Source organism: Edaphobacter sp. FHG110511_03, from assembly GCF_059115365.1.
Genome location: NZ_JBZYWL010000004.1, coordinates 258,018 through 273,975, shown reverse-complemented (window position 1 = coordinate 273,975; position 15,958 = coordinate 258,018). Strand labels below are relative to the sequence as shown.

The 15,958-nt window shown below is 51.8% G+C and carries 10 protein-coding genes; 2 read left to right on the top strand and 8 right to left on the bottom strand.

From position 1 onward, the window contains the following. Nucleotides 1-4 precede the first annotated feature (4 nt). Entirely contained in the window at nucleotides 5-979 is a 975-nt protein-coding gene (locus AC5S26_RS18120) for a phosphotriesterase family protein (protein WP_494186332.1), read from the bottom strand. After that, nucleotides 976-2,313, bottom strand: coding sequence for an FAD-dependent oxidoreductase (locus tag AC5S26_RS18115; RefSeq protein WP_494186331.1), 1,338 nt, complete (start codon nucleotides 2,311-2,313; stop codon nucleotides 976-978). Before AC5S26_RS18115 ends, AC5S26_RS18120 begins: the two co-directional genes overlap by 4 nt. Nucleotides 2,314-2,456: 143 nt before the next feature. On the opposite strand from AC5S26_RS18115, the gene AC5S26_RS18110 reads away from it, so the two are divergent. Then, the gene (locus tag AC5S26_RS18110) at nucleotides 2,457-3,227 is read left to right on the top strand and encodes a sugar isomerase domain-containing protein (protein ID WP_494186330.1); all 771 of its coding nucleotides are present in this window, start codon (nucleotides 2,457-2,459) and stop codon (nucleotides 3,225-3,227) included. 162 nt (nucleotides 3,228-3,389) lie between these two features. After that, entirely contained in the window at nucleotides 3,390-4,349 is a 960-nt protein-coding gene (locus AC5S26_RS18105) for an ROK family protein (protein ID WP_494186329.1), read from the top strand. A 34-nt stretch (nucleotides 4,350-4,383) separates the two neighbouring features. On the opposite strand, the gene AC5S26_RS18100 is transcribed toward AC5S26_RS18105, so the two are convergent. The 6 genes from AC5S26_RS18100 to AC5S26_RS18075 form a co-directional block, all read right to left on the bottom strand. After that, a complete protein-coding gene (locus tag AC5S26_RS18100; RefSeq protein ID WP_494186328.1) occupies nucleotides 4,384-5,712 on the bottom strand; it encodes a sugar porter family MFS transporter in 1,329 nt (442 codons plus the stop codon). Next, a complete protein-coding gene (locus AC5S26_RS18095) occupies nucleotides 5,709-6,983 on the bottom strand; it encodes a fucose isomerase (RefSeq protein WP_494186327.1) in 1,275 nt (424 codons plus the stop codon). The genes AC5S26_RS18100 and AC5S26_RS18095 overlap by 4 nt, the downstream gene beginning before the upstream one ends. Nucleotides 6,984-7,732: 749 nt before the next feature. After that, the gene (locus tag AC5S26_RS18090) at nucleotides 7,733-8,548 is read right to left on the bottom strand and encodes a TylF/MycF/NovP-related O-methyltransferase (RefSeq protein ID WP_494186326.1); all 816 of its coding nucleotides are present in this window, start codon (nucleotides 8,546-8,548) and stop codon (nucleotides 7,733-7,735) included. Nucleotides 8,549-8,775: 227 nt separating this feature from the next. Next, entirely contained in the window at nucleotides 8,776-9,936 is a 1,161-nt protein-coding gene (locus AC5S26_RS18085) for a tetratricopeptide repeat protein (RefSeq protein WP_494186325.1), read from the bottom strand. Between the two features lie 213 nt (nucleotides 9,937-10,149). Next, complete coding sequence (locus AC5S26_RS18080; protein ID WP_494186324.1) at nucleotides 10,150-13,707, bottom strand: carboxypeptidase-like regulatory domain-containing protein; 3,558 nt, start codon at nucleotides 13,705-13,707, stop codon at nucleotides 10,150-10,152. A 441-nt stretch (nucleotides 13,708-14,148) separates the two neighbouring features. After that, nucleotides 14,149-15,882 (bottom strand): CRTAC1 family protein, encoded by a 1,734-nt coding sequence (locus AC5S26_RS18075; protein ID WP_494186663.1) that lies wholly within the window; start codon nucleotides 15,880-15,882, stop codon nucleotides 14,149-14,151. Between the last annotated feature and the right edge of the window lie 76 nt (nucleotides 15,883-15,958).

Genomic DNA, 15,958 nt, shown 5'->3' with positions numbered 1-15,958 from the left:
CGGTTTACGCAGTCTTCGGTGCATTTGGAGCAGAGATCCCATAGGCTCGAGCCGGATTCTCTACAAATACTGTATTCAGGTGTTGATCGATCCAGCCTCGGTCACGCAGCTCTTGGCAAAATTGGCCGAGCAAAAAGGAGAGCCCAGGAGAGCCCCCGAAACTGGTCCAATATCGCGATCGCGCAGCATCCATTCCCAACATCAATTGATTGAGATAACCATGACCGGCAAGATCTACTAACAGATCCCGGGTGGGATTGTCTTCCGTTTTCCAGCGAAAGCTGGAGTCATATTCGAGAAATACTCCGGAAGAAAGAACCTCTCGGTGATAGACGATGTCGGGCTTGCGATCAAGATGAGATATGACGACATGAGAGGGATGCACTCCCATTCTGGATAACAGTTCAATCTGCATCAAGGCGGCTGTTCCCTGCTCTGTGTGTGTCAGTATAGGAGCACCTGTCCTACAGTGCGCCATTGCGGCGGCCTCGAAAATTCTCTGCTCACGTGTTCCGATAGCATCTAACCCGCTTGCAACCTTGATGAGGCCAGCCTTATGCCCACTCCGGTTAAGAACCGGACCATTTGTGTCGTTTGCATCAATGCCAAGCTCGATCTCGTCGATAAAAATATTCGAGAGTTGCTCAACCTTGGCTCGTTCAGTCCAGTGACCATGCGGATAGTATTGCGCCATGTGAGCGCCGGTAGGGCAAAGAATGTGAACTCCCGACCGGCGAGAAATAGTCGCGAGTTTAGCCACGTTACGGCCGCCACCACAAGGCATCGAATCTACCATGGCGCGTCCACCCGCCGAACGAAACGAGTGAAGCTCCGCCACAATCCGATCGACATCCTCAAGCAGGAAATCAGGGTATTGCTGTGTTACAAAACTCCGATCGATAACGATGTGTTCGTGGGCATAACAGATGCCAAGATCATCCCTCGGAATATCACCAAGCACTGTGCGGATCACGCTCATGCGACTCGTCCTGACCTTAGTTGCAAAATTGCATCCGAGAAAAGGAGCCGGTCACGCAGGACTCCGAACGCCAGCGAACGGCTATCAGTATTTCGAAGTACACACAACGACGCGGCGCTCCCCGCAGCATGGCCCATCGCCATGCACTGAGCCATGCTGCGCACACTTGCGTGTGCGTCGTGTGTGGCAGAAAAGCATCGGCCTGCGACGAAGACGTTCTCCAGCTTCTGGGGAAGCAACGTTCGATATGGAATCCCAACACACTCCCCATCAGGCAGATACTCCCATCTGGTGGCACCGCCGGAACCATGTTCTTCAATAGGTGCACCGCATAGTCCGATCTGATCATCGAACTGGCGAGCACATAGAACATCTTCCCTGCTAAGCACATAATCGCCGATGATTCTTCTCGTCTCGCGGATTCCAATCTGTGTCCCGAAACCAGCTAGTTCGGCGCGATCGTATCCTGGGACTCGGTCGCGAAGAAAGCGGATGTATTCAAGAGCTTGTTTGCGTCCCTCGGTTTCGGCATCACTGAGAAAAGTGGGATCCGTAGCATTGATCACACCTGAAGCCCGCTTCTCAAATGACTTGACTCTGGTCATGTTCGTTGCCAGCATACGATCTACCGTCGTAATGTGATCGCTGCCTTCCCGACGCGGAAGCTCATAACCGTGATTTACAGCGTCTTTCATCAGCGCATGAAAACGCGTTTTATCAATCGTGCGACGCGCTTCTATATCAACATTGCACATACGGAATGTCGTGGTGAGTGATTGCGCATCATGATCGTCGCCGGCCAACTCGAAGGGACACTCAGACCAATAGCAAAGGTCCGCATCACCGGTTGCATCGACGAAGACCTTGCCTTCAATCTCTGCCAAACCCTGTTTCGTCGCTACGGTCAAGCTTGTTATGCGATTCGATGTAAGCTCTACATCCTGTACCCAACAATTCATCAGGATTTTAGCGCCTGATTCCAGGACCAGCTGTTCCCATGCGCACTTCAGATAATCAGGATGGTAAGTAACTCCCAACCCAGCACCGTAGGTGTTTGGCCGTTCGATAATTTTGTCCAATTGCTTTAGCCGGCGAATCACATCGTCTGCGACGCCTCCAACGACTTTGCATGCCTGGCTTCCTGGAGTGTAAAACCCATAAAAGGTATCCAACACAGCAGTACTCGTGCCTCCAAGAAATCCATATCGCTCCAGAAGGAGAACGTTAGCGCCTTCGCGTGCCGCTGCTATCGCGGCGACGGAGCCGGCGGAACCAGAGCCAACGATAACGACATCCGCTCGAGCAATAAGACGGGTACTTTTATGAATTCGCATGCACGGCAATATATTTCAATATAATTGATCATTAGTCAATGATATGATCAATTACATTGATTTATTGTGAGAATCTATAAATATCGCTATAGAGAAAAATGGAATTTTGCAACGTCGTAGCTTGAAGAAAAAGGGAGCAGAGAATGAGCGCAGCAACCGATTACTTTGATATCGCAATGGAACATCTTCAGCGATTTCATGCCACGCAGGGCTCAAACGTTGATGCGGCCGCGAAAATTTGCGCAGATTCGATTGCAAACAATGGGCTCGTTTTTGTTTTTGGTTCCGGGCACTCCCGTTTTATGTGTGACGAGATGACCCCACGGCAGGGCGGACTCATTGGTTTTTTCGCTCTTGTGGAACTCGCCCTGTCAAACCATACAGCTATTGTGGGATCTAACGGCTTGCGGGTACCGCTCTCTCTTGAGAAATATCAGGGTCTAGCTGAAGAGATTCTGAAGAGTTTTAAGTTCGGTCCAAATGACTCCTTCATTCTGGTTTCCACAAGCGGTATCCGACCCCTCATCGTAGAAATGGCTATGGGGGCTCGAACGAGAGGGCTGAAAGTGATTGCCCTGGTTTCCCGTCAGCATTCGGAACAGTCCTCAGCAAATCATCCCTCAGGTAAAAAGCTTATTGATTTAGCAGATGTAGTTATCGACAACCAGTGCCCTCCAGGTGACTGTGCCCAAAAGATAGAAGGACTCGACTGGCCAACCGGACCCGTGTCGACGCTTACTGGAGCGATGGCAATCAATATGGTGCGATCGGCTACAGCAGAGAAACTTCTCGCGCGTGGCATAAAGCCCATTGTCCTTCCAAGTCATCACTTTCCACATTTACAAAAGCCTGAAGATGCTCTTGAAGATTTTTATGAGGCATATCGAAAGAGCATCGCTCATCTATACCAATAGAAACTTCTGGGAAATCCAGGAAATATAGCATTATGGACGCAAGCAGCGCCGCTGATGTTGAAAAGGGTATTGGCCACTCATCAGCCGTTTGCGTCTCCGAAACTTTCGAGAAAATACCGCAACGAAAAGAGTTTACGATGTGATGGCAGCTAAAGAAGAGACATGTCAAAACGTCAATATATCTTAGGCATCGAATTGGGTGGCGGGCATGCTACTTGTGGCATCGCGTATCAAACAGGGATTGTCGCGAGCAAAACGATCCCTGTTGAGCGGGGAGCATCATTACGATCACTTCTTCCAACGTTGAAGGAGATACTGTACCGGCTTTTGTCTGAGACCGGCATAGGTTTGTCACAATGCTGCGGAGTCGGAATGGCTTTTTGCGGACTCGTCGACACCAGACGAAACAGGGTTTGGTGTCTCGGTGAAAAATTTAACGATGTGATGGATTTAGACTTGGCGTCATGGGGTCGAGAGACCTTTGGACTTCCTTTTCAGCTTGAAAATGATGCCCGGCTAGCCTTGCTTGGAGAATGGGTAGGCGGAGCCGCTAAGGATGCCAATGATGTTGTGATGGTTCTCCTCGGAACAGGATTTGGAACCGCCGCAATCATGGAAGGCAAGCCAATACGGGGTCGTTATTCGTTGGCTGCCGCACGGGGTGGCCATTTCAGCGTGAGTTTGACAGCCACGAAGTGTTTCTGCGGGAACCTTGGCTGTGTCGAGACTGAGGCCTCTACCTGGCATTTAAGTGAAATCAGTAAGAGGCCGGAATTTATGTTGTTATCTGGGGAGACGGGACGTGTCTATTCCGACTTTCGCAGCTTGGGAGAGGCTTGTGAAAGAGGCGATCCAGGCGCGATTGCCTTATTGGAACACTGTATCCAAGTATGGGGTGCCGCAACCGTCACGCTGGTCCATGCCTATGATGCCGACACTGTTATCGTTGGTGGTGGTGCAATTAAGTCCTCTCCCATAATCTTGCCGTCTCTTACCCAATACATTCAGAGACATGCCTGGACTCCGTGGGGAGTAGTGGATGTGCGGCCGGCACTATTGGGAGAAAATGCTGGTTTGCTCGGCATCACTACATTGTTCAGCACACGAGATTCAGCTTGCTAGAAGATTCAGGAGTAAGCCTGTTATGGAGATCAACCTAATCGTGCGCAATAGCATGTTGCATCTTCTCAAGGGAGACTCGCGCAGTCTCCGGATAGTAGAACCAGATGAGCGACAGATCCAGTACCATCATGGCCGCGAAAAAGAAGAAAGGAACCGATCCTGATGCCTTTGCAAGCAGTGGGAAAATAAGCGAGATGATTGCATTGGTAATCCAATGTGCTGAACTGCCCAAGCTTTGTCCTTTTGCGCGAAGACGTGTCGGAAAAACTTCGCTGATATAAACCCAAACCACAGCCCCATGGGAGATCGCGAAGAACGCGATGTACAACATCAAGAACCAGACGAGCAGGCCGAGATGCTGGTGTGTATAGAACATATATCCGATCGCGGAAAGACATCCTACAAGGCCAACCGTACCTGAAAGCAGCAACTTTTTTCGTCCCAGGCGATCGATAACTGACATTGCAATGAGTGTTGCCACAAGATTAGTCATGCCTACTGCGATCGCCTGCAGATTTCCGGATACCTTCGTTGCTCCCGCCAGCGCAAATATGTCGTTTAGGTAATAGAGCACTGCATTGATGCCAGTAAGCTGACAGAACATCCCCACTGTGATCGCCAGAAACACTGGCAGCCGGTACTTGCGCGCAGTCAGTGATTCGGATTTGCCCTGTCCATCTTCGCGCAACGATTGAAGAATCTCTTCCATCTCACCCTTGGGATCGTCCACCTCTGTAAGTCGAAGAACCTCCAATGCCTCGTCGTTTCTGGACTGAGTCAGAAGCCAGCGTGGGCTCCGTGGGATGAAGAAAAGTGCGATCAGAAATAGAAATGCAGGGAGAGCAGAGATTCCAAGTTGCCATCTCCACTCTATCGGACCAAGTTGCAAGCTTCCCAAGAGATAGTTCGAGATGTAAGCGAGCAGAATGCCGAAAACAACATTTACCTGAAAAAATCCCACCAGCCGGCCCCTCCAATGTGCAGGAGCGATCTCTGCAATGTACATAGGACCAAGTACAGAAGACCCGCCAATGCCCAGTCCTCCTATAAACCGAAATAAAATGAGCGACGACAGATTCCAGGCAAAGGCGCACCCCACCGCAGAGATGATGTATAGGGCTGCCATCGCTCGCAGGCTATCGCGTCGGCCATATCTTTGCCCCGGGATGCCTGCAAAGATAGCGCCAATAACTGTGCCCCATAAAGCACTCGCTACTGTGAAGCCGAGAGCCGCTTCAGATAGATGGAATTGTTGAGTCAAAGCGGCCGTCGTTCCGGAGATGACTGCAGTGTCAAAGCCGAAAAGGAGACCGCCTAGAGCTCCCACAACGGTGCTCTTGATTACATGGGACGATAGTTTCATGAATGTTCCTGGCCAACATTACCGCACAGGTGAACCTGAATGCCAAGCTCATTCGCCATGGCAGCCTTTACAGCAAGCGCGTGTTTCGCCTGATCAAGGTCGCTAGCGTAAGCGACATTGACATGATTTGCACGATGGCGTGCCATAAAAGCATCTCTTGAAACGCCATGGAAGACGGCATTCACCAAAGGCCATTGAGGAGTTGTGTTTTTCCATCGGCGCTCTACCTCTGCCGTCGGCAATTCCAAGACAGATCCAAGGCCAATATCGATATGCAGTGATCCTCGCTCAACGAAGACACGGCTCCATACAATATTCCCTTTTCGCCCAACGCCTTTCAGCGAGCCTCCACCCAACGGGAAATACATCGCTGGCTGCCTGTCACTAGACGAGCCAGCATATCCACCCACAAAATGGTTTGCCGGTGCCGCACCCGATATCTGTAAAACCCACACGAAATCGGAGATTTCATCGCTGCTGTAGCTCTCGCCCCAACGCACATCGTGCAGCGTCGTTGATGGATCCATACCGAGTGCTGACCAGCATCGGTTGGTCAAGATGGCATCCACACCGGCACATTCATCTACTTCGTTGAAATGTGGCAGCGGCCCCCCTGCGTATAGCTCTGACTTCGTATGTTCGTCATAGACCGGTGGGCGTAATGCATTATTCAGCAGTCCCTCTACCAAATCGGAGGCTGGAACCATGTCCTTCAGGCCTTGTTGGTACTGAATCCCAATTGCATCGCACGAAAAGTCAGCGGCGATTCTCACGGATGCGATATACATCTTGCACTGCTCGTGGATCTGCTGATCAGTAAGCTCTGTCGTCGGGTCGTTGCCCGTAATGAACTTCATGCCCTTCGCATCCAACCAGACACGCACCGCCTGCGCTTCTTCATCCGATACGGTACGCATTCGCGCCACGAGGGAAGATTGACTCAATCGCTCTTTGAAAAATCCAGCTGGGTTCAACATCTCGTCGTCGATAATGGCGTTGTACATGCCCATGCATCCTTCATCGAAGACGCCCAGAATAATCTTGCGTTCCCGCAGTTCCTTCGCAAGTCGGCCGCCTAGATCCGTTGCCTGCCGAGGAAGCTTCTGAGGTTCTAAATCGCGCACATGCGACACGTCATGAACGACAACCTTCCGTTCGATCCATTGCCTGAGCCCGTTCAGGAAAAATTGATCATCGAAGTTTTCACTCCACAGAGTAGAGAAAGGGACGCCAGCTTTTACCAACGATCCATTCAGATTCAGCAGGCCCACCAAGCCTGGCCACTGCCCGGACCAATTCGCCACGGTAAGGATAGGGCCACGATGGCTGCGCATACCCGGAAGCACGTGATGTGTGTACTGCCATGCAGCTGTAGCAAAGACAAGATTAGCCTCAGGATCAATTCCCGAGAAAATATCCATGCCCATACGCTGGCTGGAATTAAACCCATGCCCTTTCGCCTTGTCTATCGAAAACGCTCTCCTAAGAACTACTCCCTCGTTGGCAAAACACTCTGCCAGCTTCTCCTCCAGGACCGCTTGTGCAGGCCAGCATGCACGGTTTGCGGACTCTCGAAGATCTCCGCTCGTGATAAGAATTGCTTCCCTCATTCCCAACCCTTTCCTTATAGCGTGAGCCTGATGCTTGCTCTTTTTGCTGCGACGGGTGAATCCCGCTAAAGGATCAAGCTATCATCGTGTTGTGCTTTGGGGGAAGATAACTCTCTCGCAATACCCTTGATGCTGAGCCGAAGAATGGCAAGGTAGAACTGTCCGTTGCGCGGACAATCACTGCAACCGCTTATAACATGCCATCTTCTTAGAGATCTCTTGAGCAATAAAAACACCGCACAAAGACTTGGAACCGCTAAGGAACGGGCAGTGCCGTGTCGGTGTAATTTTAACGACCTCGCGAGCGCGACGACCGTTTGCACGTAATCGTCGCAATACAATGAGGCTTGATTTCACCGTTGAAGAGAGAAGATTTCGCTGTGTGATTTTGCGATGGGAGCCAAATCGGGCTAATGTGACTTTCTAAGCATTGCCGTTCCTGACTTATCCGCCCATAGGGAAATATATTCGCCGGTGGCTTTACGAAACTCGTCAATGGCCTGAGTGGCACCATTCCAAGTACCAGATGAATAATCGTGAAGAATCATCATTCCACCTTTGTTGGTTCGAGGATAGAAAAACTCCAAGGCTGCCTTCATCGGTGTATAGAGATCACAATCTATATGGACGAGAGCGAACCTGGCCGACTGAACTTCAGGAATGATTGATTCGGGGAAATATCCCGGGACGTATACGGTGGTGGAACTGTGGCCTACAGTTGCTTTCACGTAGTCCATAGAAGTATCCCCAAAATAGCCGGGCTCAGCGCTGCGCTCCCCAACCGTATCCCGTTCGTCAAAACCAGAGAAAGTATCGAAAAGGTACAACTTTCTTTGTGATTCTGCCGCATACGAAGCCAAAACCGCCGCCGAATTTCCCTTCCAGACACCCAATTCAACGAAATCACCGTCGATTTCTTCGCTTTGAAGTTGGCGCAAATTAAGTAAAAGCGCCATGAATCTGGTCGCATCGCCATTGTTGTTGATCTTATTGCCACGTATCCAACGGCGATACAGATCGTCCCTGCCATGAAATGACTTGATCGAATCTGGATAGTACGCGGTGAAGTGTGGAACAACGCCAGTAGGCGTCCATGGAGTAAGCCCGAAGCGCATTTTCGAGAGGCAAGACCTTTGAAGATTAAGGATGTGCCACTTTACAGACGCCGCCAATTCAGGCGGGGATTTCCTCATCAATTTAGCGAGCTTGTTTTGTTCCTCTGGCATGCCTTTTCCTCATGTTGAAATTAGGTTCCGCGTCACACGCAGACTTCAAATCCACCCACTCGCGCTTAGGCAGTAATTATAGAGGAATCAATTTAAATTTTGCTTCAAATCAACGCGCATTAGCGATTGGATTCTTCGGGGGGCACACAAAACAGAGTTTATGTGGTGTTCAAAATAAATAAAGAGCGCTTTTCCATACACGTGCCTTGTTCCATGAGAATTGAATTCTAGGGATGTTTTGCTGGGGTGTTCTCATAAAGGACTGCTCCCTCGCGCTTGCCAGCTTTCAGGTCTTTGTATCGCTGCAATTCGCGATTGGCATCAGATGTTCGTCCTGCGCGACGATAAGCCACCTGAAGTTGGTAATGTACAAAATCACTTGCAGAATCCAGACGAGCCGCAATCTCGAGGTGTTCGATTGCTTCCTTGATGTTTCCGCCTTCAAGAAGCACTTTGCCGAGTTGATACTGTGCTTGGGGGTAATTCGGATTCAATGTCAATATGGATCGCAACAGCTCGATGGCTTCTTCTTTCTGCGAACCCTCGAGTAGGGCATAGGCCAGGTCATACTTCGCATCCATATCATTTGGATTGATCACCAACTCGGCACGCAGTTCCGGAATGGCCTGTTCCGGTCTATCCAAGCGAATCAACGTGGCGCCAAGTTCATAATGCACGTCCGACATCGAAGGATTCTGTTGCATCAATTCGCGAAGACATGGAATCGCCAGTTCATAGCTTTCCGATGCTGTATACAACTTGCAGATGAGAAGGCGGATATCCTGTGGCAGGCTTCGCGTCCTCAAAATGTCTGCAATTGCATTAGCTTGTTGCGGGTGATTCGTTCGAACCAGAGAGTACGCCCACGCATATGTCGTTCGGGCATCCTGCATCGTCAGATCGCTAACGATCGCAAAGTTTGCGACCGCTTCTGCAAATCGCTCCAAAGAAAATTGTGACATCGCAAGCATCAGACGGGATCGCTCGTCTTCCGGACTTCTCGAAACAATAGGTCCGAGAACTCGGATGCTTTCGGCGTAATTCTCCAACTCAAAAGCAGCGGCCCCAAGATTTCGCATTAGCCCTGGTGTAGATGCGTCCCATCGCTCCGCTTCCTGAAAGTGATGGAGCGCATCACCATACTGTCCCCGCTTTGCGTCTGATGTTCCCCAGTCGTTGAATCCGTTGGCTAATATCTGACGAAGCTGATGTTCACGCTTGCTGAGGCTACGCATTTGCGATGGGGAGGACCCGGAATGCTTGAGCGAAGCATCTACTTTATAAAACTGGCTGGAGGCAAGTCTGATCAGAGACTGCGATGAAGCGGCGATAGCATCTGGATTTCCCGAGGCCGTAGCCTGTTGCTGCTGCTCCAGCAGTTTTTGCAATTGCCCGAGCTCTCGATCGTCGACGACCGCGGAGCTCGATTGCCCGCTGACATTGAGGGCGATTCCAAGAACACACAGAGCCGCCAACAGTGCGAATCGCATTGCAGGAAACATGCGCTTATAAAGACATGTGAACAAGGTCGCCTAGTTTACAGGAATAGTTTAGCTACAGAGCCGGCAGATTCCCATCGCCTGGAATCTGCCGGCTAGTTTCTAAAAGTTCACGTGCAGACCGTATTGAATCTGACGCGCATTTCCAATCAGGCCGCTTGACGTTCCAAAACCCGATTGCAGATCCTGCCCGCTGACAATATTGTTCGTCGCGCTGCAGGGAGCGTAGAGAGCATGACCTGATGTTGCATCATGTCCGATCACGCCACCACAGTTGATTGCCGAAATGGGCGAGTTCTGCGAGAGCGACGACGGGTTGAAGTTCGGGTGATTGAGGAGGTTGAAGAAATCCAGACTGAACTTGATTGTGGCTCTCTCATGGAAGATGCCCCAGTTCTTGTCCAGCGACAGATCGGTATTGTTGAAGTTCGGCCCTCCGCAATACCCTCGTGGGGCTACGTTGTTGGGAATCGTGCCCAGAGCGTATCCAATCAGCGTAAATGCCTCTGGGTTGATGATCGTGTTGTCATGTCGACCGGTGACACAGCTCTGCCCTGTCATCAGCGGTCGCTGCGGAGGCGTAAAGCCGGTTTGAACGAGAGCGCCGCTCTGGTTCAGCTGACTGGTGTAAGTCGTGCCGGTTGCGGGATTGATACCGAGATTGTTCTCATGCGCTCCCTGGAAGATAGCGAAATTATTACCGTTCTGGGCTGAAAGGATTGTGGCCAGCTCCCAGCCTCCAATAATGGTACGTTCCATCGTGTTGGCTCCACGCAGTTTCGGCAGATACCATATGGCATTGACGACGAACATATTGGGCCGGTTTACGTCCGAGGTGCCGTAGTCGAGACGCGGCATCGTGTAATAAGTGCGTGCCTGATTAGCGATGCCTCCGCTCGAGTCGTCGGTAACGACATCGGTCAGGGCATGCGACCATGTATACGCCGCTCCGAGTTGTAGAACATCGCCAATACGACTATGAAGTGAGATCTGCAGGCCGTTGTAATTGGAACTGCCTCCGTGTGCCCAGTAGGTGAGGGTTCCGTTGTTCCCGCCTGCCGGATAAGGGCGAAGTTGATTGACATCTCCGCTGTTCGCAAACGTCGCCGCCATCCAGTTGTTAGGGGCAATGGAATTGACGTCATAGGAACTGGTCAGATGAATTCCACGGTTTCCTACATAGGCCATCTGGAACGTCGTATTTCGGCCGATCTGCTGCTCGACAGCCAGGTTCCACTGCCACGAGTTCGGCAAAGTGGCACTCGGATCTGCGCCACCGGCCGGGCTTGCCGTTCCGGACAGACTCGAAGGCGTTGCTCCCCCCAGCGTACGTGGATAATTGTTGGTTGTCAGAGCGAACGGAGCATTGGAAACCAGTGTGTACCGCGAGATCCGTTCACGCTGGTAGAACTGGCCAAGCCCTGCCCGGAAGACCGTCTGACCAGTGCCAAAGGCATCCCACGCCACGCCAACGCGCGGAGCAAAGTGGTTGTATCCATTCTTTACCAGCGACCGATTCGGTCCCGGTGTGCCGCTGCTGAAGTTTGTTCCGAACTGCTTATTCGCATCTCCGCAGGGATCCGTTCCGGGCGCCACCCACAACCCATTACAGGCGTCGCTGGCAGGTTTGGACGGATCATAGAGCTGCGGCTGAAAGCTGGTGATCTGGTCCTTCGGTTGAAAGGGAGCCAACAGCAATGAGTAACGGACCCCGTAGTTCAGCGTCACACGCGCCGATACCTTCCAGGTATCTCCCGCATAGAACTCATAATCACGCCAGCGGAGCTGAGCACGAATATTCGTCGATGTTTCGTTGATGTTGAAGACATTGTTCGTCAACTCAAGGTTCGCCAGTCCGTCGTTAGTATCGATACCGCCTGCATTGGTGGCAACGCTGCCAATTGTCGGACGCTCGCCCGTGCTGCTATTGACGTCTTCGTTTTTGCCATTGAAGCCGAAGAATGCACCGAATTTGAACGTATGCTGCCCTTTTACCCAAGAGAGATCGTCCCGGAAGCTGTAGATGTCCAGCTGATTCTGCCAGGGAGCCTGCAGCGACGTTTTGCCTCCATAAGAGCCGAAATCTACCGTTGGCACGCCAAGCTGGCTATGCTTCAGCGATTCCGAATAGAGGGTGGGGACGGCTGCTGTGACCTGCGGCAGAAGATCCGGATTTGTCCCACCCGCGGTGATCACGATGCGATTGTTGGAATAATTAAAGGCTGCGTCATTGACTAACGTGCTTCGGATGGTCGAAGTCCAGTGCGCCGTTATCGACTTCGAAGGTTGTGCCCAGTTGCTGTTTAAGGCCGGATAGACGGTATCGCCCCAATAACCGGCATTGAAGGCGGGGTTGGTCCAGGTGTCCTGTGTATATCGACCCATGATGTGGTTGGAATGATTCAGGTCGTAGTCAACGCGGGCATTTTCCTGTCTCCACTGCAGCGCTGTTGGAAGAGACATCGACCAGTTCTGGCCGTTGGAGTTCAGTGCTCCATTCGGAGTGTTCGGCAACGGAAGCAGCTGCATGACCGTCGCAGCCGAAGGATCCACAGCAGCCAACTTGTACGGTCCAGCCAGCTTCGATGCTGGAACAGCGCTAAAATTCGGCAGACCTGAAGTGTTGCAACCGAGCGTCGAAAAATCTCCAGCACGTTCGGCTGCGGTCGGCACGCAGGCGCTCACCTGACGGCCTTTAATCTCGTGATTCCATTCCTGGTTCCAGAAGAAAAATAGCTTATCTCGAATGATTGGACCGCCGATCGAGTAGCCCCAATCGTTGCGGCGCTGCTTGTCCTTGCCATCGAGAGGCAGACCTTTGCCCCCGTTGGGCGCAGAGAAGTAGGTATAAGTGTTCAACGCATCGTTGCGACCGTTATAAAACGCGCTTCCATGGAAAGCGTTGGTTCCGCTGCGAGTGATGATGCTGATGACTGAACCTGAGGCTTGTCCATATTCAGGCCCATAGCTGTTCAACAGCATCTTGAACTCGGCGATCGCCTCATTGGACGGATAGATCAAGATGGTGCGATTGGATCCGACGTCGTTGTTGTTCACGCCATCCACCAGGAACAGGTTATTCGTCGTTGGATTGCCATTCACGGACATATCCACGCCGCCGTTCAGTCCCTTGCCGGTGTTTTGAAAGCCATTTGCGGCTGAAACGCCGGGTTGCAGCTGCGTTAGCTGTACGAAGTTGCGACCGTTCAGGGGGAGTTCCTTTACCTGGGTCCCATCAACCGTTTCGCCTAAGGTGGCGCTATCTGTCTGAACCTGAAGAGCGTTTGCCTGGACCGTGATGGCCTCGGTGACGCTTCCGACCTGAAGTGGAGCGTCGACAGTGGTCGTCGTCGCAACGTGAACTACTGCGTTCGTCGCATTGAACTCTTTGAAGTTCGCAGCCGTAACTTTCACATTGTAGGTGGAATCGGGAAGTTCAGTAATCGTGTAGTTGCCCTGAGTATCGGCCGTTGCCTTGTAGGTTTTAGAAGTCGCGACGTTCGTCACGACGATAGATGCTCCGGGGACAGCAGCCCCTGAGCTATCCGTGACAGAACCGCTGATCGTGCCAGTAAGTTTTTGCGCGTTTATCGTAAGCGGCCCCAGTAACAAAATCGTCACCAGAGCCACAAGAAGCGACCAGTTCGCTGATCTCTTCATGGTATTGCCTCCTAAAGGTTCATTCGGCTGCACCGTCTCGGGCTGGTTCAGCTCAATTTTTTTTGTGTTCCTCATGGGCTCTACTTGAATTTTGAGATCCCTCTGAGGGTAGACATTTTGGTGACAATCTTCAGTACTAAATTGTTTTAGGCAACGTTTTGAATCAGGAAAATAATGCGCCAAAACGTTTAATTGCTCGATGTCTTGATTGTCAAGCCGAATCTTCAGGACTCGATAAGCAAACGTATTCCCCAGTAATACGAGTGGAATACCAAACCTGAATGGATTTAGTGAATAATGGCCAGTTTTTTGGATGGTCCGGCACTGTAGGTGCCGTATCGGTTCCTAACCCCTCTGAAGTGGAGGAAGGCAGGGGCTCTAATTACTTTTGCTAAGGGCACTTGTTATAGGCCGCTGCTCAATTTCAGCGTCCGGAAACGGTTAGCGCTGGAAATGCGAATGGATGGCATCAGCACTGACTGAGCCACTCCCTTCCTTCAGATAATAAAAGCGATCCGCAGCAAACGCGCCCAGGCGTTCGATTTTTCCCGATGGCCAGCGAACCTCAATAGAATCAATCTTGGAAGCACTCGCGATGCCGAAATGGACACGAAGATCGCTCTGGGAGAGATAGCTTCCTCCGCTGCGAACTTCGTCGGTCTGAGTAACGCCACCGGACGTGATCGTCACCCGCGCTCCTAAACCAAGGCGGTTGCTTTTGGTCCCGGCGAGTTCGAAACTGATCCAATGCATTCCCGGGACTCCCTCGTTATGAAGGATCATGGGAGTTCCATCAATATCTCCGACTACGGCGTCGACATTGCCGTCATTATCAAGATCGGCGACGGCGAGCCCTCTACTGACGCGTGGCTCTATGAGAGCGGTACCCGCCTGCTGACCGGCATCACAGAATGTGCCATCCCGCTTGTTCAGGAAGAGATTCTTGGGCTGACGATAGCGCGCTCCTGACGGGAGTGAATCGACCTGCGGATAAACTTGTCCGTTCACTGCCAGTAAGTCCAGCCAACCGTCATTATCGAGATCGACAAAGGCATCTCCCCATTTGACCCATGGGAGAGCAGCAACCGCGACTCCGGCATCGTAAGAGATATCACGGAAGTCATACTTCCCAAGGTTTTGGTAGAAAGCATTGTCTTCGTCAGAGAAGTTGGTCACATAGATGGAAAACCGCCCCGAGTGGTCATAATCTCCCACGGCCACCCCCATGGAACCCTGCTCAGACCCATCTGCACTCACGGCCGTCCCAGATTCCAAACCAATCTCCGTGAACTTTCCTCTGCTGTCATTCCGGTAAAGGAAATTGGGAGTCGAATCGTTGGCCACGTATATATCCGGCCTACCGGTATTATTGAAATCCGCCCACACTACACCGAGGCCATAGTAGCCATTGGGATCACTGACGCCCGCAGCTTTCGATACATCGGTAAAGGTCCCGTCGCCATTGTTATGAAAGAGCGAGTCCCCGGCGCCCTTTAACCCGCGGGGCCCGCATTGAACATCGATGCCGCGATACCGACAGGTCGAAGCCTTCCCAAAACCGGGTAGGTCGGTCAGGTGGAAGTCGACGTAATTGGTCACCATAAGGTCGACGAAACCGTCTGCGTCATAGTCGCCGAAGGCGGCACCGGTCGACCATCGTCCGTCGGTTACACCGGCCTGCTTCGCCACGTCAGTAAAGGTGCCATTCCCATTATTCCGATAGAGTACGTTGCCTCCCAGGCAGGTTACGTAGATATCGGGATAGCCGTCATTGTTGTAATCGCCTACGGCGCCTCCCATGGCAAAACAGGGAAAACCTACGCCGGCCTTATCGGTTACATCCGTGAAGGTGCCATCGTGATTATTATGGAAAAGCTCGCTTCGAGCCTTCTCTCCCCTGAGGGCCATTTCCACGGTAGGCGCATTGGTGAAATAGAGATCCTGCCAACCGTCGCCGTCGTAGTCAATAACGATTACGCCTCCGCTCATCGACTCGACAATGTATTTTTTATCGGGCGCAGAGAGATGACGAAACCGGATGCCCGTCTTTGCGGTGATATCCACCAGCTGGGGAACCGGCCGGTCGTGGCATATCTGTGATTTTGCACCCGGTGGAGGAGGTACGGCGGGACTATGGGCTTGTGTCAACAGAGCGCCTGTCATGGAGGCCTGCATAAGCCAGATTGCCACGCCGCGTGACAGCCCCTTTGTCAAAAACAACCTCTCACTACGTCTCTCTTGAATTATCGCT